The following is a 19,718-nucleotide window of genomic DNA, read 5'->3' as shown; positions in this document are numbered from 1 at the left end:
GCACCGTAGGGCCCGCCCTCGGGTGCGGGCAACGTGATTCCCCGGGGGGGCGCGCGCCGCGCCGCTCGTGAGCCGGCGTCAGTTCGGACGGGGCGGGGGAAGCAACCCGGTCGCAGCACACCGTGAAGCCATCTGGTCACCCCGTGTGGCAGGGTCTCCGGAACGCCCCTAGCTTCGGCCTCATGACGAAAACCCATAAAATCCACAGATTGCCCAGCCGTCGTCGACGGCGCGGCGGTGCGCTGGCCGTCGCCGCCGCCGCGTTGGTCTCCGGGGTGGCCGCGGTGCCGTCAGCCGCCGCGGGGCACCACGGCGTGCGGCACACGGTGCAGCCAGGCGAGTCCGTCCAGGCCGCGGTGGACGCCGCGAAGCCGGGGGACGTCGTCGTCCTCTCGCCCGGCACCTACCGGGAGAGCGTCCAGATCAAGACCTCGGACCTCACCCTGCGCGGCGCCGGGCCCGGCACGGTGCTCGCACCGCCCGCCGACGCCGAGCGGCGGGCCGAGCACGCCTGCGCGAAGGCCGGCAACGGCATCTGCGTCTCCGGTACGAAGGACGCGAAGGTCAGCGGGGTCACCATCCGCTCCCTGACGGTCTCGGGGTTCGCCAAGGGCGGGCTGTGGGCCTCCCACACGGACGGGCTGACCGTACGACAGGTGACGGCCGAGAAGAACGGCACCTGGGGCATGGGGCAGGAGCAGTCGACCCGGGGCGAGTTCCGCGACAACGTCGCCCGCGGCAACAAGGACGCCGGCATCATGCTGACGAACGTCGTCGGGCACGAGGCCGCGGCCCACGACAGCCTCCGCTCGGCCGTCGCGAACAACACGCTCACCGACAACCGGCTCGGGATCATGCTCAAGCGGATCAGGAACGTGTCCGCGCACGCCAACGAGATCTCCGCGAACTGTGCCGGGATCTTCGTCGTCAGCGACGAGTCGCGGCCGGGCTCCGGTGACATCACCATCCGCTCGAACGCCATCCACGAGAACAACAAGTACTGCGCCAAGACGCCCCGGCTGCCCGCGATCCAGGGCTCCGGCATCGTGCTCACCGGCTCCGACGCCACCGAGATCCGGGGCAACGTCGTCAAGGGCCACCACAGCACCACCCTGCTGGCCGGCGGCATCATCCTGGCCGAGAGCTACGTGGGCGCCACCAACACCAACAACGTCATCGAGCACAACACCGTGACGGACAACACCGCAGCGGACCTGGTCGACCGCGGCAACGGCTCGGGCAACACCTTCGCCCGCAACGAGTGCGCCTCGTCCAAGCCCAGCGGACTGTGCTGACGCCGGACCTCACCCCCCACCTCGGCCGGGCCGGGCGGACCCCGCGGTCGGCCCCGCCCGGCCCGCCCCCACGCGCCAGGAGAACGAAGCCATGACCACCCTGAGCACCAGACCCGACCACGCCGCCGCCGACCCCGCCGCCCCTCCCCCGGCGATGCGGCTGCGCGAACTCGCCTTCGGCGCGGCCTGCGCCGCCGCGGTGCGGGCCGCCGCCCGCCTCGGCGTCGCCGACGCCCTCGGCGACGAGCCCGCCACCGCGGAACAGCTCGCCGCCGCCGTCGCCGCCGAACCGAAGCCGCTGCGCCGACTGCTGCGGGCACTGGCGTGCTACGACGTCTTCACCGAGCGGCCGGACGGCACCTTCGCCCACACCGAGATGTCCCGGATGCTGCGCGAGGACCACCCGCGCAGCCTCAAGTACATCGCCCTGTGGTGCACCGAGCCGTGGACCTGGGCGGCGTGGCCGCGGCTGGACGACGCGGTCCGCTCCGGGGACACCGTCTTCGACGAGCTGTTCGGCAAGGGCTTCTTCCAGTACCTGCACCAGGACGCGCACGAGTCGGCACACGTCTTCAACCGCGCCATGACCACGTCGAGCCAGCAGTCCGCGCGGGAGGTCGCCGACGTGCTCGACCTGACGGGCGTCGCGTCGGTCGCCGACATCGGCGGCGGCCAGGGGCACGTGCTGGCCGGCCTGTTGGAGAAGCACCCCGACCTGCGGGGCACCCTGCTGGACCTGCCCGAGGTGGTGGCGAAGGCCGACGCCCGGCTGCGGGAGGGCGGGGAGCTGGCCGAGCGCGCCGAGATCGTCCCGGGCGACTGCCGGCAGGACATCCCCGTCGCCGCCGACCTCTACGTCATCAAGAACATCCTGGAGTGGGACGACCACAGCACCCTGCTCACGCTGCGGAACGTCATCGCCGCCGCCCGCCCCGGCGCCCGGGTCGTGGTCATCGAGAACCTGGTCGACGACACCCCGTCGATGAAGTTCACCACCGGCATGGACCTGATGCTGCTGCTGAACGTCGGCGGCGCCAAGCACACCAGGGAGAGCATGGTGGAGCGGATCACGCAGGCGGGCCTGCGGATCGACACGGTCCGACCGATCAACCCGTATCTGCACGCCTTCGAGGCCGTGGTCCCGGAAGTGGCCGCCCCGCACTGAGCCGCCGGCCCCGGTCCACGACCGGACGACGCCCCGCAGACTCCGGGTCCGCGGGGCGTCGTCCGTGTCGGGCGCGCCCGCGCTCAGCCGCCGCGCTCCCAGCTGTAGAAGCGGTGCGCCATCGCGTCCTTGGGGCTGCGCCAGGTCGCCGGGTCGTACGCGCTGACGTACGCCTTCAGGTCCTCGCTCAGCCGCTGGAAGTCGGGGTGCTCCGTCACCTTCGCGATCGCCGGGCCCGGCGGCCGGTCCGACTCGATCAGGTGCAGGTACACCTCGCCGAACTGGAACAGGCTGCGCCGGGTGACGCCGACGAGGTGCGGCAGTTCGCCCCGGTCGGACTCGGCGAACAGCTGCGCGATGCCGGGCGCCGCGTCCGGTGCCATCCGGGCGACGATCAGCGCCTGGTGGGTGACGGTCGCGACGGGGTCGGGGCTCATCGCCGCGCCCCCGCCCGCGCTTCGATCTTGTCTCTGATCAGCGCCATCTGGACCTTGGAGTTGCGGTTGATGTTGTCGGTCATCCACGCGTCGTCGACCGGCGCGTCCGGCTTCATCGCGAAGTCCTGCCGCCAGTGCAGCCGGGTGCCGCCGGGCACCTCCGAGTACTCCCAGTGGATGTCCATGTGCTCGAACGGGCCGGTCTCCACGCGGCGGGCGGAGACCTGCCGCTTCTGCCGGTCGGGGGTGCGCTCGGAGACCCAGCTCCACACCTTGCCGTTGTCGTCCGGGTGCATGGTCAGCCGGAAGGTGGTGGTGTCGCCGCGCCGCTGGAGGATCTCGACCGACGCGTACTCGCTGAACAGCTGCGGCCAGTTCTCCAGGTCGTTGGTGATCTCCCAGACCAGGTCCAGGGGGGCGGCGACGGTGATCTCGTTCTCGGTGTGTCCGGGCACGTCAGGCTCCGCTCTTCATCAGGGTGTCGTTGACGAGTTCGAGGAACTCGCGGGGCGTCTTGCAGCGCTCCGCGTCCTGCGGCATCGGATGGCCGAACTGGTTCTCCAGCGTGGCCACGATCCCGAGGAGGCCCAGCGAGTCCAGGCCGTACTCCTCGAAGGGGGTGGTGGGGTTGTCGACCAGCGCGGCGGGGTCGACGTTGATGCCGGCGTTCTTGCGCATCAGGTCGGCCAGTTCGCGGTGGGTGAGGCCGGTCGTGCTGTCCGTTTCGCTCATGGGTCGTACTCCTTCGTGCCCTCGATGCAGGGGTCGGCAGCGGTCAGCGGGGGTCGGCGGTGGTCACTCGGGCGCCGCGCTGCGCAGCACCAGGGCCGCGTTCGACCCCATCAGCCCGCGGCTGAGCACCAGCGCGGTGCGCAGCGGGGTGCGCCTGGCCCGGCCCGTCACCACGTCGATGTCGTGGCAGACGTCGAAGACGTTCGGCGTCGGCGGCACCAGCCCGTGCTCCATGGCCAGCACGGCTGCGGCCACGTCCAGCACCGGGCCGCCGCAGTACGCCCGGCCGATGCCGGTCTTGGGCGCGGTGACCGGGACGCGGCGGCCGTGCGCGCCCAGCGCGTCGACGAGGGCCAGGGCCTCCGCCCGGTCGGCCTCGGGGGTGCCCAGCGCGTCGGCGAAGACCACGTCGACCTCCTCCGGGGCGGCGTCGGCCGCCTCCAGCGCGCCGCGGATCGCCCGGGCCAGCCCCTCGCGGGACTCGGTCCACCGGGAGGGTCCGGTGAAGGTGGCGGCGTGGCCCGCGACGTACGCCCGCGGGCGCACCCCGCGCCGCAGCGCCGTGGACTCCTCCTCGGTGACCAGCATCGCGCCGCCCTCCGCGGGGGCGAAGCCGCAGGCGTCGGAGGTGAACGGCCGGTAGGCGCGGGTCGGGTCGTCGCCGCGGCTCAGCTCCGGGTATCCGAGTTGGCAGACGGCCGAGTAGGGCGCGAGGGGCGCTTCGGTGGAGCCCACGACGACGACGTCGGTGCCGCGGGCGACGGCCGCCGCGGACTGGGCGAGCGCGTCCAGGCCGCCGGCCTCGTCGCTGCACACCACCCCGCAGGGGCCCTTGAAGCCGCCGCGGATGGAGACCTGGCCGGTGGTGGCCGCGTAGAACCAGGCGATGGACTGGTACGGGCCGACGAAGCGGGAGCCGCGGCCCCACAGCTGTTGGAGCTCGCGCTGGCCGAACTCGCCGCCGCCGGAGCCGGAGGCGGTGACCACCCCGACGGAGTACGGCTGGTCCTGGTAGTCGGCGCGGCCGAGCCGGGCGTCGGCGAGGGCGAGTTCGACGGCGGCCATCGCGAAGTGCGTGAAGCGGTCGGTCTGGACCACGAAGCGGTCCTCGATGACCGAACTCGCCTCGAAGTTGCGCACCTCGCCGCCGACGCGCAGCGGCAGCGGCTCGCAGCCGTCGCGGGTGATCCGGTCGAGGACGCTGATGCCCTCCTGGGTCGCCTTCCAGAAGACGTCGGCGCCGATGCCGTTGGGCGCGACGACCCCGATGCCGGTGATGACGGTGCGTCTGTCGGGCCTTGCGCCCGTGGAACTGCCCATCAGGTCCTCCCTCCGGGCCGGGTCATGACGACCGCGGACTGGAATCCGCCGAACCCGCTGCCGACGGAGAGCACGGTGCGCAGCTTCCGCGGGCGGGCGGTGCGCGGCACGTAGTCCAGGTCGCACTCGGGGTCCGGGGTCTCGTAGTTGGCCGTCGGCGGCACCACCTGGCGGTCCATCGCCAGCACGCAGGCCACCAGCTCTATCGCGCCGATCGCCCCGAGCGAGTGCCCCACCATGGACTTGATGGAGCTCATGGGCGTGCGGTGGGCGTGGTCGCCCAGGGAGCGCTTCACGGCCGCCGTCTCGTGACGGTCGTTCTGTTTGGTGCCGGAGCCGTGTGCGTTGACGTAGTCGACGGCGGTGCGGTCGAGCCGGGCGTGGTCGAGGGCTTCCTCGATGGCGCGGGCCATCTCCAGGCCCTCCCTGGTGAGCCCGGTCATGTGGTAGGCGTTGCCGAAGGTGGCGTAGCCGCCGATCTCGCAGTACACGGTGGCGCCGCGGGCCCGGGCGCGTTCCAGCTCTTCGAGCACGAGGACCGCGCCGCCCTCTCCCATGACGAAACCGTCGCGGTCGGCGTCGAAGGGCCGGGACGCGTGCTCGGGGTCGTCGTTGTTGGGGGAGGTGGCCTTGATGGCGTCGAAGCAGGCCACCGTGATCGGGGATATCGGGGAGTCAGACGCGCCCGCCACGACGACGTCCGCGCGGCCCTCCTCGATGGTCTGGAAGGCGTATCCGACGGCGTCCAGGCCCGAGGTGCAGCCCGTGGAGACGGTCTGTACGGGGCCCTTGGCGCCGACCTGTTCGGCCACCGCCGAGGCGAGGGTGGCCGGGGTGAAGGCGCGGTGCAGATGGGGGCCCGCCGGGCGGTGGTCGACCGCCCAGCGGGTGCCGGAGGCGGACACGGCGACGTAGTCGTGCTCCAGTCGCGTGGTGCCGCCGACGGCGCTGCCCAGGGAGACCCCGATGCGCCAGGGGTCCTCGGTGCCGGGGTCTATCCCGGCGTCGCGTATCGCCTCCCGGGCCGCGACCAGGGCGAACTGGATGTACCGGTCCTGGCGGGCGACGTCCTCCCGGTCGAGGCCGTGCTCCGAGGGGTCGAAGTCGACTTCGGCGGCGATCCGGGAACGGAAGCCCGTCGGGTCGAAGAGCGTGATGCCGCGCGTGGCGGTGCGCCCGTTCTCCAGCAGGTCCCAGAACGCCGGGGCGCCGACACCGCCCGGGGCCACGATGCCCACCCCGGTGACCGCCACCCGCCGCCTCATGAAACGGCCCCAGACCGCTGCGGCGGGCTGCCGTGCGGCGCCGCGGCGGGGGTCTCCTCGGTGTCGACGTGGCCGAGTTCGGGCCGGGGGGCGAGCGGGCCGAGGTGGAAGACCATCCGGGCCTCGACGTCGCCGACGTTGCGGAACCGGTGCCGCACGTTCTTGGGGATCAGCAGCCCCTGGTCGGGGCGGATCGGGTGGGTGACGTCGTCCAGGTCCACCTCCAGGAGGCCGCTGACGACGTACACGAACTCCTCCGAGTACGGGTGGTAGTGCTCGCCGATGCGGTCGCCGGGCTGCACGATGGCGAGTCCCATGAACCCGCTGGTCGCCCCGACCGCGGTGGGGGTGAGCAGGGCGCGCAGGTCGCCGCCGCGCCGGGTGTTGGGCTTGCTCTCGCTGAGGTCCACGATGCGTGGGCTGTGCGTGGTCATGCTGGCTTCTTCCTCCGTCTGTGGGTACCGGTCCCGTGCGCCCGGTGGGCGGGTCGCACGGGGCCGGGGCCCGGGGCGTGCCGAGCGGGCGCGGGGTCAGTTCTCTTCCGGTGCCAGCCGGTCGGTGATGAGCTGCATGTCGACGCGGCTGACGTAGCGGGCCACCGTCGCGTCGCCCGGTCGGACGTCCAGGGTGGTGGGGAGCTCGTCGCCGTCGACCAGCAGCCGGGCGAGTGCGGCGGCCTTGCGGGGGCCCTGGACGCCGAGGGCGGCGACCGCGTGGTCCTCGATCGGGCCGCTGACGTCGACCAGTCGGACGACGAGGTCCTCCCGGTGGAAGACGGTGCTGCTGACGATCGGGTACTCGGGGTGCGCCGCGGCGGCCTCGTCCTGTTCGGACAGGAGCCGGGCGACGGCCAGGCCGCAGCCCTCCTTGGCCTCGTAGAAGAGGGCGTGCCGGTTGACCTCGCGCGGCCGGCGGCCCTCCCCGGAGACGTGGTGCACCGCGGGCAGTGCGGCGCGGGTGAAGAAGATCCGGGCGGAGTTGGGGTCGTCCAGGTCCCGGTCCTGCTCCAGATAGGGGTTGATGGCCTCTTCTACGGCCCGCACCTCGGGCTGCCGGGCGACGTGCCGCAGTGCGGCCATCAGGTCGCCCTGCACCTCGATGGCCCGCACGACGCGGTTGCCGTGCATGAAGAGCGAGGTGCGTTGCAGTCGGGTGTGGTCGTCGACGCGGGCGGCCGGTGCGCTGTAGCCGGCGAGGATCTTGGCGACGGTCTCCTCGCTGCCGGGTCGCACCGTGAAGGTGAGGGCGTGGCGCACGACGCCGTCGCCGACGCGCACCGAGGCGCGGGCGTCGGCCGGCGGCCTGCGCTGCTGTTCGGGGGCGACGCTGAACGCCTGTCCGGTCTCCCGCAGCACGTTGAACTTCAGCGACCGGGTGTCCCGCACGCAGGAGTGCAGCGGCTGGACGGTCTGCACGTGCTCCTCGCTGTTGACCCAGGCGAGGAAGGGCGGTGCGCTCTCCCACTCGCTGGTGATCAGCCACTGCGAGGGGTTCTCGATGGACTGGCAGAGCTGGTCGCTGATGTGGCCGGGCACCGAGGCGACGCTGTTGCGCATGTGCTCGTACGCCTCAAGGAACTCCCTCTGGGCGCCTTCGTGCAGGTCCAGCAGCAGGATCACCCGCAGCCGGGAGCCGTCGAAGACGGACTGCGATATGCGTTCCGACAAGGTGGTCATCGGTGTTCACACTCCTTCGCGACCACGCCCGTCGGGCTGCGGGCCCACCCGCTCGTCCGTCGTCCGTCCGTCGCTTGCGTGTTCGGGTCCCTCGTTGGTGTCGGGGTGGTCCGCGCGCCGGCGGCGGGGCGGTGCCCCTCGGCCGGGCGCGGTCGCCCCGACGTGCCGGGGCGCTCCCGTGATCCGATCGTGATCCGCCGGCGCGGGCGGCGCGAGAGATGGACACCATGCGGGTGAATGGGCGGGGGAACCGTTCCTGCACCGGGCACACAGAAGCCATGGAAGAGCCCACGAACGCCATGGACGAACCCACGAAGCAGCCGACGACCGCATCCGCCGCACCGACCGACGAAGCGCCCGCGCACCGGGTGCCGGTGTTGGTCGTGGGCGGGTCCCTGGTGGGCCTGGCCACGTCCCTTTTCCTGAGCCGGCACGGCATTCCGCACCTGCTGGTCGAGAAGCACTCGGGCACCTCCGCGCATCCGCGCGGACGGGGGATGAACCTGCGCACGATGGAGCTGTTCCGGGTCGCCGGGGTGGAGCGGGAGATCCGTGCGGCGTCGGCGGTGCTCGCCGACAACCACGGGATCCTCCAGGCGCGTTCCCTGACGGGGGACGGCGAGGAGTGGCTGTTCCGGGAGATCGACCCGGGCGGCGGCCACACCAGGATCAGCCCCAGCGGCTGGTGCCTGTGCAGCCAGAACGACATCGAGCCGGTGCTGGACGCGCGGTCCCGTCAGTACGGGGCCGATCTGCGCTTCTCCCACGAACTGCTCTCCTTCGAGCAGGACGAGCAGGGCGTGACGGGCGTCGTGGAGGACCGGGAGACCGGGGGGCGCTTCCGGGTGCGGGCGGACTACCTGGTCGCGGCGGACGGGCCGCGCAGCCCGGTGCGCTCACAGCTCGGCATCGGGCAGAGCGGGAACGGCGAGCTGTTCCACAACGTGAGCATGACCTTCACCTCGCACGGGCTGGCCGAGGTCGTCGGCGACCGGCGCTTCATCGTCTGCTACCTCACCAGCCCGGGCGCGGACGGGGCCCTGCTGCCGGTGAACAACCGGGAGCTGTGGGTCTTCCACGCGCCGTGGCACCCCGAGGAGGGCGAGCCGCTCTCCGCCTTCACCGACGAGCGGTGCAGCGACCACGTCCGGGCCGCCGTCGGCGTCCCGGACCTCGACGTGGAGATCACCGGCAAGGCGCCCTGGCACGCGGCCGAAAGGGTCGCCGAGCGCTACTCGTCCGGACGGGTCTTCCTCGCCGGGGACTCCGCGCACGAGATGTCGCCCACGGGCGCCTTCGGCTCCAACACCGGCATCCAGGACGCGCACAACCTGGCGTGGAAGCTGGCGGCCGTCCTGCGCGGCTGGGCGGGACCCGGTCTGCTGGAGACGTACGGCACCGAGCGCCTCCCGGTCGCCCGGGCCACCAGCGCCCGTGCCTCCGCCCGTTCGGCGGAGCACAGCCACCCGGGGTACGCGCCCACCACGTCCGCGAACACCCGTCAGGGCGACGTCCTCACGGTCGCCATGGGCTACTGCTATCCCGAGGGCGCGGTGTTCGGCGCGGACGCGGAGATGCCGGTCGTCCCGGACCGGATGCGGATCACGGCCGAGCCGGGCACCCGGGCGCCGCACCTGTGGGTGACCCGCGCGGGCGAGCGGATCTCCACGCTCGACCTGTACGAGCGGGTGCCGGTGCTGCTGTGCGGGGAGGGGTCCGTGTGGTGCGAGGCGGCCCGCCACGACGCGGCCCGGCTGTCGGTGCCGCTGGAGGTGCTGGCCTTCGGCCACGGCCCGGGTGCGGACCTGGTGCCCCAGGACGAGGTGGACTGGGCCGCGGTGCACGGCGTGGAGCCCGGCGGGGCGCTGCTCGTACGGCCGGACGGTTTCGTCGCCTGGCGTGCGGCCGGTCCCGTACCGGCTCCGGAGGCGGCGGTGGCCGAAGCCCTGACCGCGGTGTTCAGCCTGGACACGCGGAGCCCGGACCAGGAGGTCAGGATGCTCGCCGGGGAGGTGAACGACCCCAGCAGCTCCCGCGTCTGAGCCGGCGGCGCCGACCCGCGGGGCCCGCCCGGGCCGCGCGGGTCCCTCCCCGGCCGCCGCCGAGTGGCCCGTGCGTGCGACGTCCGACCCCACCGTGCGCGGCTGGCCCGCCCCCTGAGGGAGGTGTAGAAAGAGGACATGACCGTACGATCCGGTCGCCCACGCCTACGTGCGCTGCTGGGGATGCTCACCGTGCGCTCCGTCGCGGGCCAGGTCTTCCTCCTCCAGGTCCTGATCGTCGTCCTGCTCGTCGCCGCGGGCATCACCGCGCTCTTCTTCAACGCGCAGTCGGACGGCGACCGCGAGGCGCAGCGCCGGGCCCTCGCCGTCGCGGAGACCTTCGCCAACGCGCCCGGCATGGAGGCGGCGCTGGGGAGCCCCGACCCCACCGCCGTGCTCCAGCCGCGCGCCGAAGCCGCCCGGAAGCCGGCGGGCGTGGACTTCATCACGGTCATGAACACCGAGGGCGTGCGGTACACCAACCCCATCCCGGACCTCATCGGGAAGAAGTTCACCGGCCCGATCGAGCCGGTGCTGAAGGGGGGCACCACCATCGAGCACCTCGACGGTGCCTTCGCCCCGTACGTGCGGGCCACCGTGCCGGTCCACGCCTCCGACGGCACCGTCATCGGACTGGTGGCGGCCGGAGTGCGGCTGGAGCGGGTGAGAGGGGTCGTCGAGGAGCAGTTCCCGCTGCTGCTCGGCGTCGCCGCCGGCGTGCTGCTGCTCGCCACCGTCGGCACGGCCCTGGTCACCGGGCGGCTGCGGCGTCAGACCCACGGTCTGGGTCCCGAGGAGATGACCCGGATGTACGAACACCACGACGCGGTGCTGCACGCGGTGCGGGAGGGCGTGCTCATCCTCGACGAGGACCGGCGGATCCTCCTCGTCAACGACGAGGCCCGGCGGCTGCTGGGGCTGCCCGCCGAGGTGGAGGGCCGCACCGTCGACGAGTTGGACCTGGACCCGCACACCGCCCGGCTGCTGGCGGACGGTCGGATCGCGAACGACGAGGTGTACCGGGTCGGCCAGCGGCTGCTCGCGGTGAACCAGCGCACCACGGACCAGGCCGGCGGCCCGCCCGGCACGGTCGCCACCATCCGGGACTCCACGGAGCTGGAGGCGCTCAGCGGCCGGGTGGACGTGGCCCGCGAACGGCTGCGGCTGCTGTACGACGCCGGCGAGGAGATCGGCACCACGCTGGACGTGGTGCGCACCTGCGAGGAGCTGACGGGTTTCGCCGCGGCCCGGTTCGCGGACTACGCGACCGTCGATCTGGTGGAGGCGGTGCTGCGGGGCGAGGAGCCGACGTCGACGGGGGCGGAGGCGGACATGCGGCGCACCGCCCTCAGCGGGCCGCGCGACGACACGGCGCTGTTCGCGCTGGGCACCACCATCCGCTTCCTGCCCTCGACGGCGCTGGGCGCGGGCATCATCAACGGCGAGGGCGTCCTCGAAGCGGACCTCGCCGGGTACGGCGGGTGGGAGCAGCAGTCCCAGTCCCGGGCGCGCCGGCTGGTCGCCGCCGGCTTCCACTCGATGGTCGCGGTGCCGCTGCGGGCCCGCGGGGCGATCCTCGGGGTGGCGATGTTCTGGCGCGCCGACCGGCCCCAGCCCTTCGACGAGGACGACCTCTCCCTCGCGGAGGAGTTGGTGGCGCGGGCCGCGGTGAGCGTGGACAACGCCCGCCGCTACTCCCGGGAGCACACCATGGCGGTCACGCTCCAGCGGAGCCTGCTGCCGCGCGGCCTGCCCGAGCAGAACGCGCTGGACGCGGCGTACCGCTACCGCCCGGCGCAGGCGGGCCTCGGCGGGGTCGGCGGCGACTGGTACGACATCATCCCGCTGCCGGGGTCCCGGGTGGCGCTGGTGGTCGGCGACGTGGTGGGGCACGGGCTGCACGCCGCCGCCACGATGGGCCGGCTGCGCACGGCGGTGCACAACTTCTCCACCCTCGATCTGCCGCCGGACGAGTTGTTGTGGCACCTGGACGAGTTGGTGGCCCGGCTCGACCAGGAGGAGACGGAGGGCCTCCCGGAGTCCGCGGGGTCGGCGGGCGACGCGGGCGCCGAGCCGGGGCTGGTGGTCCAGCCGGAGGCCGGGATCACCGGCGCGACCTGTCTGATCGCCATCTACGACCCGGCCACCGGCGCCTGCACGATGGCCCGCGCCGGCCACGTGCTGCCGCTGGTGGTCCACCCGGACGGCACGGCCGCGTTCGCCGCGGTGCCCGGTGGGCCGCCGCTGGGGCTGGGCGGGCTCCCCTTCGAGACGCTGGAGATGGTGCTGCCCGAGGGCAGCACGCTGGTGCTGTACACGGACGGGCTCGTCGAGGACCGCGACCACGACATCGACGAGCGGCTCGCCCTGCTGCGCGACGTCCTGTCCGGTCACGGCGACCGCCCGCCCGAGGAGACCTGCGACGCGGTGCTCACGGCCCTGGTGCCCGAGAAGCCCCGCGACGACATCGCGCTGCTGGTCGGCCGCACCCGGCTGCTGAGCCCCTCCCAGGTCGCCGAGTGGGCCGTGCCGTCGGATCCGTCGGCGGTGGGCGACGTACGGGCCCGGGTGGCCCGTACGCTCACCGACTGGGGCCTGGAGGAGGAGGCGTTCACGACGGAGCTGATCCTCAGCGAACTGGTCACCAACGCCATCCGCTACGCCGTCGGCCCGATCCGGGTGCGGCTCATCCGGGACCGGGCCCTGATCTGCGAGGTGTCCGACCACAGCAGCACCTCCCCGCATCTGCGCCAGGCGGCGAACACGGACGAGGGCGGCCGTGGGCTGTTCCTGGTGGCGCAGTTCGCGGACCGCTGGGGCACCCGCTACACGACGGACGGCAAGGTCATCTGGACCGAGCAGCCGCTGTCCCGGGACGAGCCGCCGGACGACTGAACCGCCGTGCCCCTAGGGTCTTTCGTTCGGATCAGGCTGGAGCCCAGCAAGATCCGTGAGACAGGCCCCGGCGTCAGGAAGCGGTGTCGCGGCGGCGCTTGACGTACCAGAGCGCGCCGCCGGCGCCGGCCGCCACGACGAGCACGCCGGCCGTGACCGCGACGAGCGCCCCGTTGCCGTCGTCGTCGCCGCCGTCGGCGTTCGCCTTCGGCTGTGCCGCCGAGCCGGCCGCGTCCGACGGGCTCGTGGCCGCGGCGGAGCCCGAGGGCACCGAGGTCGGCGAGTCCGTGCCGCGGTCGGGGCCGGCGGATGTCGCGGGCTGCCCGGGAACGTTCGACGGCGGGGCGGTGGGGCGGAAGGGGACGGGCCTGGCGTCGGGGGCCTTGGGCTTCAGCGCCAGCACCGGCGCCGGGTTCTCGGACTTCGCGCCGCCTTCGGGGACCTCGATCCAGCGGGCGACCTGGCCGTCCGCGTAGGTCTCCATCACCTTGAACACCAGTTTCCTGACGTCCGGCAGTTGGTGGACGACGACGCTGTGCACGGCGTCGGTGCCGATCGCCAGGGGTTTGCCGCTGACGAGGTATCCGCCTTGGTTCTGGGCGAACCGCCAGCCCTTGGGCGCCTGCTTCAGGCTGACCGTGCCGGGCGACATGCCCTCGGGGAGCACGACCTGGATCGCGCTGAGGCCCGCCTTGCGCGACTCGGCCTCGGAGGTGAACGTCACGGTCACGTTGGTGGCGAGGGCGCGCGCCTCGGACGCCTCGACGTGGGCGTGGGCCGCTGCCGACGGGGCGAGGGCGAGCACGGCGACGAGCACGGCGGCAGCCGCGGGCACCGTGCGCCGGGCGGCGCGGGACAGTCGGGACGTCCTCATGGTTCTCCTCGGATCGTGCGGTGCGCGAGCGACGCCGTTGGTGCCGCGTCCTGGGGGTGACGGGAACATCATTCCCGAACGCACCCTGGAATCGGGCCTGTTCGATCATCGACCTCAAGATGCCGATACCCCCATGGGGTATATTGGGAGGCGTCCGAATGCCCTTGGGCGCAGAGGAGTTCGTCATGGCGACCCAGCAGACCCCGCAGGCTGTCGACGGCACCACCGCCGAGGGATACGAAGCGGTGCGCCGCGTCTTCCAGGAGCTGGTGGACGAGGGCCAGGAGACCGGCGCGGGCCTCTCCGTCTGGCGCAACGGAGAGGAGGTGGTCCGGCTCGGCGGCGGCTGGGCGGACGCGGGCCGCACCCGGCCCTGGCGCCACGACACCCTCGTCCAGCCGTACTCGGTGTCCAAGCCCTTCACCGCGCTCGCCGCGCTGGTGGCCGTCCGCGCCGGATCGCTGGAGCTGGACCGCCCGCTCGCCGACACCTGGCGGGAGTACGCCGGCAACGGCAAGGACCGGGTCACCCTGCGGCACGTCCTCACCCATCAGGCCGGACAGCCCCGCTTCCCCGCGTCGGCGGCGGGCCTCGACCCGTTGGACGATGCCGCGCTGCGCGCGAGCCTGGCCGCCGCGCCGCTGGAGTACGCGCCCGGCACCCGCATCGGCGAGCACGCGCTGACCTACGGCCATCTGATCGACGGCGCCCTGCGCGCCGGCGCCGGGACCACCCTGGGCGAGCTGTTCAACGAGGAGGTGCGGCCGGCCCTCGGGCTCGACGCCTGGTTCGGGGTGCCGGACGACGCCCTGGGGCGCGTCGCCGACCTGGAGCACGCGCATCCGGCGTGGCGTGCCGAACTCCCCTCGGCCCCCTGGCTCCAGGTCCCCGCCGGCCCGCTCGACCCCGCCGTGACGAACTCGGCCGACTGGCGGCGGTCGGTGTTCGGCGCGGTGAACCTGCACGCCGACGCCTCGTCCGTGGCCCGGTTCTTCTCCCGGCTCACGGACGCGGGCGGACCGCTGCGGCAGTTGCTGGGCCGGGAGCTGCACCAGGCGTACGTCACCCCCCAGGTCACCGGCCACGACGACCTCTTCGACACCGAGCTGACCTGGACCCTGGGGCTGCTCGTCGACCGGCACAAGATCGCCAAGGGCGGCATCGGCGGTTCGGCGGGCTGGTGGTCGCCGGGGCAGGGCCACGCCGTCGCCTATCTGACCCGCCGACTGGGCGACCACGGGCGCGCGGCGCGCATCGCGGCGGCCCTCGGCGACGACCTGACCGTGACCCCGATGGAGAGCTGAGCGCCGCCCCGGGGGTCCTGGCTCAGATCGCGTACCGCCAGACCGTGACCATGTACGCGCCGTACCAACTGCCGAAGAGCGTCGCCCCCACCAGGACGAGCACGGCCGTACGGGGCCGGGCCCGGCCCAGTGCCCGGGCGAAGGGCAGCAGGAAGATCAGTGCGGGCACGAGGAGCCGCAGCTTGGAGTGGTAGTAGTTGCTCTGCGCCAGGGTCAGGACGACCACCGTCGTGCCGTACACCAGCAGCGGGGGCCAGGCGTCGCGGCGCCAGGCCACCGCGGTGGCGACGACCGCGCCGACGAGGAGCACCGCGGTGCTCACCGGCACCCAGCCGTCACCGCGCTCGAAGGTGTCCCGGAGGAAGGAGAAGAAGCCCGCGCCGTTGTCCCAGGCGGTTCCCCAACCGGCTTCCTGGATCAGGAACCAGGCGTCCCACTGGCCGGCGCGCACGCCCACCCACAGCAGGTACGCGGGGGTTCCGACGCAGGCCAGCGCCACCGCCGCGAGGGGGCGCCACTCCAGGCGCCCGGCGCGGCGCAGGGCGAGCAGGGCGGCCAGGGCGAGCGCCACCGCGAGGGCGAAGGCGGCGGGGCGAGTCAGCCCGGCCAGCAGTCCGGCGAAGCCCGCGGTCAGCCAGGCGCCGCGGTGCGCGGCGAGCAGGGCGGCGGCGGCCAGGGCGACGAACAGGGCCTCGCTGTAGCCCATCAGGAACGTGAGGGCCATCGGCTGGGCGCCGGCGAGGAGCACGATCCCCACCGTCGCGGTGCGCTGGTCGTACAGCCGGGTCAGCAGGGCGTGGACGGCGAACATCGCGCCCACCAGCGACAGATGCGCGATCACCAGGGCCGCGGCGCCCGCGTCGAGGCCGGTGGCGCGGTGCAGTCCCCCGGTGAGCAGGGGGAAGAGCGGGAAGAACGCGAGGTTGTTGCCGCCGATCTCGCCCGTCTCGGTACGGGTGAAGCCCTCGGGGTACCCGTCGGTGGCTATGTCCAGGTACAGCAGCGCGTCCCAGGCCAGCAGCCGGTCGCGTATGCCGGGGCCGCCGGGCGGGATCATCACGGCCAGCACCGCGAGGTGGACGAGGGTGCTCGACACGTACGTGCCGAGGACGGTCCGCACGACGCGCCCGCCGGCGCCGGGACGCCCGTCGGGGGCCGACGCCGTGGGCCCTTCCGCGTCCGCTTCCCCGTCCGCCGCTGACGGGGTCTTCTTCGACGGCCCGGGCTGCGCGGGCACCAGGGAGGTGCCGGCGGCGGACGTCGGGGCGTCGGTCAGGATCGGATCGGCCATCGTGCTCCTCGCAGGTCGGACTTCGCCGTCCTTACGTTCCTCGACGGCACTCTGGTTGACATGGCGTGACGCGCATCACGTCGCGCGGGTTCCCGGTTCCTCGCGGCCCGGTCGCGGGCCGGGCTCAGCCGCCCGAAGGCGTGGCGCCCCGCGGCAGTTCGGGGGAGGTCGGCGACGCGGTCGGCGCGTTGCCCGGGAAGGTGGCGGGCGGCGCGGTCGGGTCGCCCGTGGGACCGGTGCGCGTGGGGTCGGCCGTGGGCGTCGGGTCCGTGGTGGCCGGCGCGGGCGGGCTCACGTCGACCGACGGCACGGCGGGCGGCGCCGGTTCGCCGCCGCGGCCCGTCACCAACAGCGCCACCACCGACGCCGCCGCGCACAGCAGGCCCGCGCCCGTCACCGCGGTCGCCCTGCGGCGTCTGCGACGCCGGCCGCGGGCCTCGATGGTGCGGGCGTCCACGGGCCTGGCGCGGCGCGCGGCCAGCTCCGCCGCGGTGCGGAGCCGGTCCGCCACCAACTCGTCGTGGTCAGGCATCGCGGCTCTCCCCGGTCGGTACGTGCTGGGCGCGGTCGATGAGGTGGGCGGCGAGCTTGCCGCGCGCCCTGGAGAGATGGGTCTTGACGGTCCCCGTGGACCGTCGGGTCTCGGCGGCGATCCGATCCACGGACAGGTCGCACACGTAGTACAGCGCGGCGCACAGCCGCTGGCGGGCGGGCAGCTCGCGCAGCGCCCGCTCCAGGTCGACCGCGGACGGGTCGGGTCCCGCGCTGACCGTCGCATCGGCCCGGCGCCGCCAGGCCCGCTGCCCCCGCAGCACCCGCCGCCAGCGGCTCACCGCGAGCCGCCACGCGACCGTGCGCACCCACGCCTCCGGCCCGAGGTCCTCCGCCAGCTTGCCGCGGTGCCCCCACGCCCGTACGAACGCCTCCTGCACCACGTCCTGCGCCTCGTGGAAGTCACCGGTCATGACGTACAGCTGCCCGGTGAGCCGGTGGACGGAGCGTGCGTAGAAGTCCTCGAACTCCTCCTCGGTCAAACGTCGGCTCTCCTCACAGATGTACGGGGCAGGTGTACGGGTACCCGCTGACGTTACGCGGCGGTGCGGCGGGTGGGACGGCGGGTCGCCGGGTACGCGTACGGGCGCGCGCCCGGTGCCGGGGGTGGGGACTCCCGCGCCTCGCGGCGGCGTTCGACGCCCGGGGTGCGGGCCGGCCCGCGTCCGGCCGCGCCGCGGGTGTGGGCGAGATCACGCGCCCAGGCGCAGGTTCCAACGGCCGGATCGTCCGGACAGCTCCGTCACCGCCAACGGCCGTACGTCCAGCCGCCAGAACACCGGCGGCGGCAGGCGCAGCGCGTGCACGACCGCGGCGCGCACGACGGCGGGCTCGGCGACGGCGAGCACCCGCCCTGCGTGGGCGAGCCCGTCCAGCCAGCCGCCGACGCGCTCGCACAGCGCGAGCAGCGACTCGCCGCCGTGCGGCACCGCCGCGGGGTCCCCGAGCCATGCGGCAACGGCGTCGGGCTCCCCCGCGGCGACGTCCGCGAGGGTGCGCCCGCGCCACCGCCCCATGTCCCAGTCGCCGAGGGCGTCTTCGACGGCGGCGGTTCGCCCGAGGACGTCGGCGGTCTCCCGACAGCGCTTCGACGGCCCGGTGTACGTGGTGCCCGCTCGCGCCACGCGCCCCGCGACCCCGCGAACGGCGACCTCTTCGCGGCCCCCCACCCCGCCCTCGCCCCCGAACACCGCGTCCGCCCCGTCCAGGGCGCCCCCGGTCGCCAACAACATCACCCGCAAGGTCATCCCGTTCCCCCTTGGCATACCCGCCGTTTCTCGACGAGAGCGTTGGCCCCGACGCTCCGGTGGGGCTTGTTCGCGCAGTTCCCCGCGCCCCTGAATGCCACGCCCTGCGGGCGTTGGCAAGCCCACTCCGCCCACGGATGAGCGACGTGCCCAGGCCCCTCACCTCACACGCTCGGTACGCCCAGGCAACCCAGGGGCGCTGGGGGTACCACCACGCCCTCTGGGCGTAGGGGGTGGAACCGCGCGAGAAACCCACCACCGGGGCGTCGGGGCCAACGCTCCCGCGGGGGAACGGCGATGGCGCCGCATCGCCCGAGCTCCCCCGAGCCCCCAACCCCGTCTGGCTTGGGCGAGTCTTGACCAAGGGGTGCCCTCGGGGTTGCCTCAGGGCGTGGCGGCGACGGGGTCGCACGCGGTACGGTCACGTGTACATGACGAAGGTGTGACGGAAGTCCGGTGGGAATCCGGCACGGTCGCGCCACTGTGAACCCGCCCCGAGCAACACGCACCGCAGGGGACGGGCAGTCAGACCCCACACCTTCGCCGAGGCACTCTCAAGGCACCACGAACGGGACGCGTCGCTCCCCACTGGAGGTTCTGCCATGGCCCACTCCATCACCCCTGCCGCCGCACCCGTCACCGGTTCCGCAACCGCACCGGGCGCCGCGGTCACGCCCATCTCGCTGAAGGCCGTCGCCCCGTGGGCCGCGTTCTTCGGCGTGTTGATGCTGGTGCTGCTCTACTTCGTCGGCGCCGAACAGGGCGCCGTCGCCGTCATCTCCGGGGAGACCGTGCACGAATGGGTGCACGACGGCCGTCATCTGCTCGGCTTCCCCTGCCACTGACGACCGCCGATGAACTCGACATCCGTCAGGGCCCTGCTCGTGCGGGGCATGCTCGCGGGCCTGATCGCCGGGGCGTTCGCACTGGTCGTGGCGTACTTCCTCGGTGAGGGGCCGGTCGATGCGGCCATCGCCTTCGAGGAGGCGCACAGCGAGGGCCACCACGAGGGCGGCGAGGAACTCGTCAGCCGCACCGTGCAGTCCACCGCCGGGCTCGCCACCGGCGTCCTCGTCTTCGGGGTCGCCGTCGGCGGCATCGCGGGGCTCGCGTACTGCGTGGCGCTCGGCCGCATCGGTCGGTTCGGGCCGCGCGCCACCGCCGCGCTGGTCGCGGGCGGCGCCCTGCTCGGCGCGTACGTCGTGCCGTATCTGAAGTACCCGCCGAACCCGCCCGCCGTCGGCGACCCCGACACCATCGGGGAGCGCACCACGCTCTACTTCCTGATGATCGTGTTGAGCGTGCTGCTCACGGTCGCCGCGATCCTCGTCGGCCAGCGGCTGGCGCCCCGCCTCGGCAACTGGAACGCCACCGTCGCGGCGGCGGCCGGGTTCGTCGTCGCGGTCGGGCTGGCCTTCGCCTTCCTGCCGTCCTTCGACGAGGTGCCCGAGGGCTTCCCGGCGGCCGTGGTCTGGGAGTTCCGGCTGGCGACGCTGGCGATCCACGCCACCTTGTGGACCGTCTTCGGGCTGGTCTTCGGCGAGTTGGCCGAGCGGCTGCTGACACCCCGCAGGGCCGACCGCCGCACCCCCGCGGCAAGGACCTCCGCACCGGTCGGCTGAG

The 19,718-nt window shown here is 73.6% G+C and carries 19 protein-coding genes; 7 read left to right on the top strand and 12 right to left on the bottom strand.

Annotation, left to right across the window (positions count from 1 at the left end; translation table 11 throughout):
• Positions 1-209: 209 nt before the first annotated feature.
• Positions 210-1,295, top strand: a complete 1,086-nt coding sequence (locus AB0E05_RS18990) for a right-handed parallel beta-helix repeat-containing protein (protein ID WP_361964794.1) — start codon at positions 210-212, stop codon at positions 1,293-1,295.
• A gap of 91 nt (positions 1,296-1,386) precedes the next feature.
• Complete coding sequence (locus tag AB0E05_RS18985; RefSeq protein WP_361964792.1) at positions 1,387-2,460, top strand: methyltransferase; 1,074 nt, start codon at positions 1,387-1,389, stop codon at positions 2,458-2,460.
• A gap of 83 nt (positions 2,461-2,543) precedes the next feature.
• Here the strand turns inward: AB0E05_RS18985 and AB0E05_RS18980 are convergent, their stop codons facing one another.
• From AB0E05_RS18980 to AB0E05_RS18950, 7 genes are all read right to left on the bottom strand, one after another.
• On the bottom strand, positions 2,544-2,897 hold the full coding sequence (locus tag AB0E05_RS18980) for a TcmI family type II polyketide cyclase (protein ID WP_361964790.1): 354 nt from the start codon (positions 2,895-2,897) through the stop codon (positions 2,544-2,546).
• Positions 2,894-3,352: an SRPBCC family protein gene (locus AB0E05_RS18975; protein WP_361964788.1), complete on the bottom strand. Its 459-nt coding sequence runs from the start codon at positions 3,350-3,352 to the stop codon at positions 2,894-2,896. Before AB0E05_RS18975 ends, AB0E05_RS18980 begins: the two co-directional genes overlap by 4 nt.
• A gap of 1 nt (position 3,353) precedes the next feature.
• Positions 3,354-3,629, bottom strand: coding sequence for an acyl carrier protein (locus AB0E05_RS18970; protein WP_361964786.1), 276 nt, complete (start codon positions 3,627-3,629; stop codon positions 3,354-3,356).
• A 63-nt stretch (positions 3,630-3,692) separates the two neighbouring features.
• Positions 3,693-4,949: a ketosynthase chain-length factor gene (locus tag AB0E05_RS18965; protein ID WP_361964784.1), complete on the bottom strand. Its 1,257-nt coding sequence runs from the start codon at positions 4,947-4,949 to the stop codon at positions 3,693-3,695.
• Positions 4,949-6,214 carry a beta-ketoacyl-[acyl-carrier-protein] synthase family protein gene (locus AB0E05_RS18960; RefSeq protein ID WP_361964782.1) on the bottom strand — a complete coding sequence of 422 codons (1,266 nt, stop codon included), beginning with the start codon at positions 6,212-6,214 and terminating at the stop codon, positions 4,949-4,951. The genes AB0E05_RS18965 and AB0E05_RS18960 overlap by 1 nt, the downstream gene beginning before the upstream one ends.
• Positions 6,211-6,648, bottom strand: coding sequence for a cupin domain-containing protein (locus AB0E05_RS18955; protein ID WP_361964780.1), 438 nt, complete (start codon positions 6,646-6,648; stop codon positions 6,211-6,213). Before AB0E05_RS18955 ends, AB0E05_RS18960 begins: the two co-directional genes overlap by 4 nt.
• Before the next feature lie 96 nt (positions 6,649-6,744).
• On the bottom strand, positions 6,745-7,890 hold the full coding sequence (locus tag AB0E05_RS18950; RefSeq protein WP_361964778.1) for a SchA/CurD-like domain-containing protein: 1,146 nt from the start codon (positions 7,888-7,890) through the stop codon (positions 6,745-6,747).
• A gap of 278 nt (positions 7,891-8,168) precedes the next feature.
• Between AB0E05_RS18950 and AB0E05_RS18945 the strand changes: the two genes are divergently transcribed.
• Positions 8,169-9,932, top strand: a complete 1,764-nt coding sequence (locus tag AB0E05_RS18945) for an FAD-dependent monooxygenase (protein WP_361964776.1) — start codon at positions 8,169-8,171, stop codon at positions 9,930-9,932.
• A gap of 138 nt (positions 9,933-10,070) precedes the next feature.
• Positions 10,071-12,827, top strand: coding sequence for a SpoIIE family protein phosphatase (locus tag AB0E05_RS18940; protein ID WP_361964774.1), 2,757 nt, complete (start codon positions 10,071-10,073; stop codon positions 12,825-12,827).
• 73 nt (positions 12,828-12,900) lie between these two features.
• Here AB0E05_RS18940 and AB0E05_RS18935 read toward each other — a convergent pair whose 3' ends face one another.
• Positions 12,901-13,701 carry a DUF1775 domain-containing protein gene (locus AB0E05_RS18935; protein ID WP_361964772.1) on the bottom strand — a complete coding sequence of 267 codons (801 nt, stop codon included), beginning with the start codon at positions 13,699-13,701 and terminating at the stop codon, positions 12,901-12,903.
• Between the two features lie 185 nt (positions 13,702-13,886).
• On the opposite strand from AB0E05_RS18935, the gene AB0E05_RS18930 reads away from it, so the two are divergent.
• Entirely contained in the window at positions 13,887-15,005 is a 1,119-nt protein-coding gene (locus AB0E05_RS18930) for a serine hydrolase domain-containing protein (protein ID WP_361964769.1), read from the top strand.
• A 22-nt stretch (positions 15,006-15,027) separates the two neighbouring features.
• Here AB0E05_RS18930 and AB0E05_RS18925 read toward each other — a convergent pair whose 3' ends face one another.
• The 4 genes from AB0E05_RS18925 to AB0E05_RS18910 form a co-directional block, all read right to left on the bottom strand.
• Entirely contained in the window at positions 15,028-16,296 is a 1,269-nt protein-coding gene (locus AB0E05_RS18925; protein ID WP_361964767.1) for a hypothetical protein, read from the bottom strand.
• A gap of 124 nt (positions 16,297-16,420) precedes the next feature.
• Positions 16,421-16,828, bottom strand: a complete 408-nt coding sequence (locus AB0E05_RS18920) for a hypothetical protein (protein WP_361964765.1) — start codon at positions 16,826-16,828, stop codon at positions 16,421-16,423.
• Positions 16,821-17,330, bottom strand: coding sequence for a SigE family RNA polymerase sigma factor (locus AB0E05_RS18915; protein WP_361964763.1), 510 nt, complete (start codon positions 17,328-17,330; stop codon positions 16,821-16,823). The genes AB0E05_RS18920 and AB0E05_RS18915 overlap by 8 nt, the downstream gene beginning before the upstream one ends.
• Positions 17,331-17,540: 210 nt before the next feature.
• Complete coding sequence (locus AB0E05_RS18910) at positions 17,541-18,095, bottom strand: histidine phosphatase family protein (protein ID WP_361964760.1); 555 nt, start codon at positions 18,093-18,095, stop codon at positions 17,541-17,543.
• Between the two features lie 614 nt (positions 18,096-18,709).
• Between AB0E05_RS18910 and AB0E05_RS18905 the strand changes: the two genes are divergently transcribed.
• Together AB0E05_RS18905 and AB0E05_RS18900 are read left to right on the top strand one after the other, a co-directional pair.
• Positions 18,710-18,940: a CbtB-domain containing protein gene (locus AB0E05_RS18905; protein WP_361965113.1), complete on the top strand. Its 231-nt coding sequence runs from the start codon at positions 18,710-18,712 to the stop codon at positions 18,938-18,940.
• Between the two features lie 9 nt (positions 18,941-18,949).
• Positions 18,950-19,717, top strand: a complete 768-nt coding sequence (locus tag AB0E05_RS18900; RefSeq protein ID WP_361964758.1) for a CbtA family protein — start codon at positions 18,950-18,952, stop codon at positions 19,715-19,717.
• Position 19,718 lies beyond the last annotated feature (1 nt).

The organism is Streptomyces sp. NPDC048057 (assembly GCF_040653095.1).
GTDB lineage: Bacteria > Actinomycetota > Actinomycetes > Streptomycetales > Streptomycetaceae > Streptomyces.
This window is presented reverse-complemented; position numbering and strand designations above follow the sequence as displayed.

What these genes read in the sequence shown, in the direction of transcription:
- AB0E05_RS18945 (WP_361964776.1), top strand. Translation starts at nt 8,169, where the DNA reads ATGGAAGAGCCCACGAACGCCATGGACGAACCCACGAAGCAGCCGACG.
- AB0E05_RS18900 (WP_361964758.1), top strand. Translation starts at nt 18,950, where the DNA reads ATGAACTCGACATCCGTCAGGGCCCTGCTCGTGCGGGGCATGCTCGCG.
- AB0E05_RS18920 (WP_361964765.1), bottom strand. Translation starts at nt 16,828, where the DNA reads ATGCCTGACCACGACGAGTTGGTGGCGGACCGGCTCCGCACCGCGGCG.
- AB0E05_RS18980 (WP_361964790.1), bottom strand. Translation starts at nt 2,897, where the DNA reads ATGAGCCCCGACCCCGTCGCGACCGTCACCCACCAGGCGCTGATCGTC.
- AB0E05_RS18970 (WP_361964786.1), bottom strand. Translation starts at nt 3,629, where the DNA reads ATGAGCGAAACGGACAGCACGACCGGCCTCACCCACCGCGAACTGGCC.
- AB0E05_RS18910 (WP_361964760.1), bottom strand. Translation starts at nt 18,095, where the DNA reads ATGACCTTGCGGGTGATGTTGTTGGCGACCGGGGGCGCCCTGGACGGG.
- AB0E05_RS18950 (WP_361964778.1), bottom strand. Translation starts at nt 7,890, where the DNA reads ATGACCACCTTGTCGGAACGCATATCGCAGTCCGTCTTCGACGGCTCC.
- AB0E05_RS18965 (WP_361964784.1), bottom strand. Translation starts at nt 4,949, where the DNA reads ATGGGCAGTTCCACGGGCGCAAGGCCCGACAGACGCACCGTCATCACC.
- AB0E05_RS18930 (WP_361964769.1), top strand. Translation starts at nt 13,887, where the DNA reads ATGGCGACCCAGCAGACCCCGCAGGCTGTCGACGGCACCACCGCCGAG.
- AB0E05_RS18960 (WP_361964782.1), bottom strand. Translation starts at nt 6,214, where the DNA reads ATGAGGCGGCGGGTGGCGGTCACCGGGGTGGGCATCGTGGCCCCGGGC.
- AB0E05_RS18940 (WP_361964774.1), top strand. Translation starts at nt 10,071, where the DNA reads ATGACCGTACGATCCGGTCGCCCACGCCTACGTGCGCTGCTGGGGATG.
- AB0E05_RS18955 (WP_361964780.1), bottom strand. Translation starts at nt 6,648, where the DNA reads ATGACCACGCACAGCCCACGCATCGTGGACCTCAGCGAGAGCAAGCCC.
- AB0E05_RS18925 (WP_361964767.1), bottom strand. Translation starts at nt 16,296, where the DNA reads ATGGCCGATCCGATCCTGACCGACGCCCCGACGTCCGCCGCCGGCACC.
- AB0E05_RS18935 (WP_361964772.1), bottom strand. Translation starts at nt 13,701, where the DNA reads ATGAGGACGTCCCGACTGTCCCGCGCCGCCCGGCGCACGGTGCCCGCG.
- AB0E05_RS18985 (WP_361964792.1), top strand. Translation starts at nt 1,387, where the DNA reads ATGACCACCCTGAGCACCAGACCCGACCACGCCGCCGCCGACCCCGCC.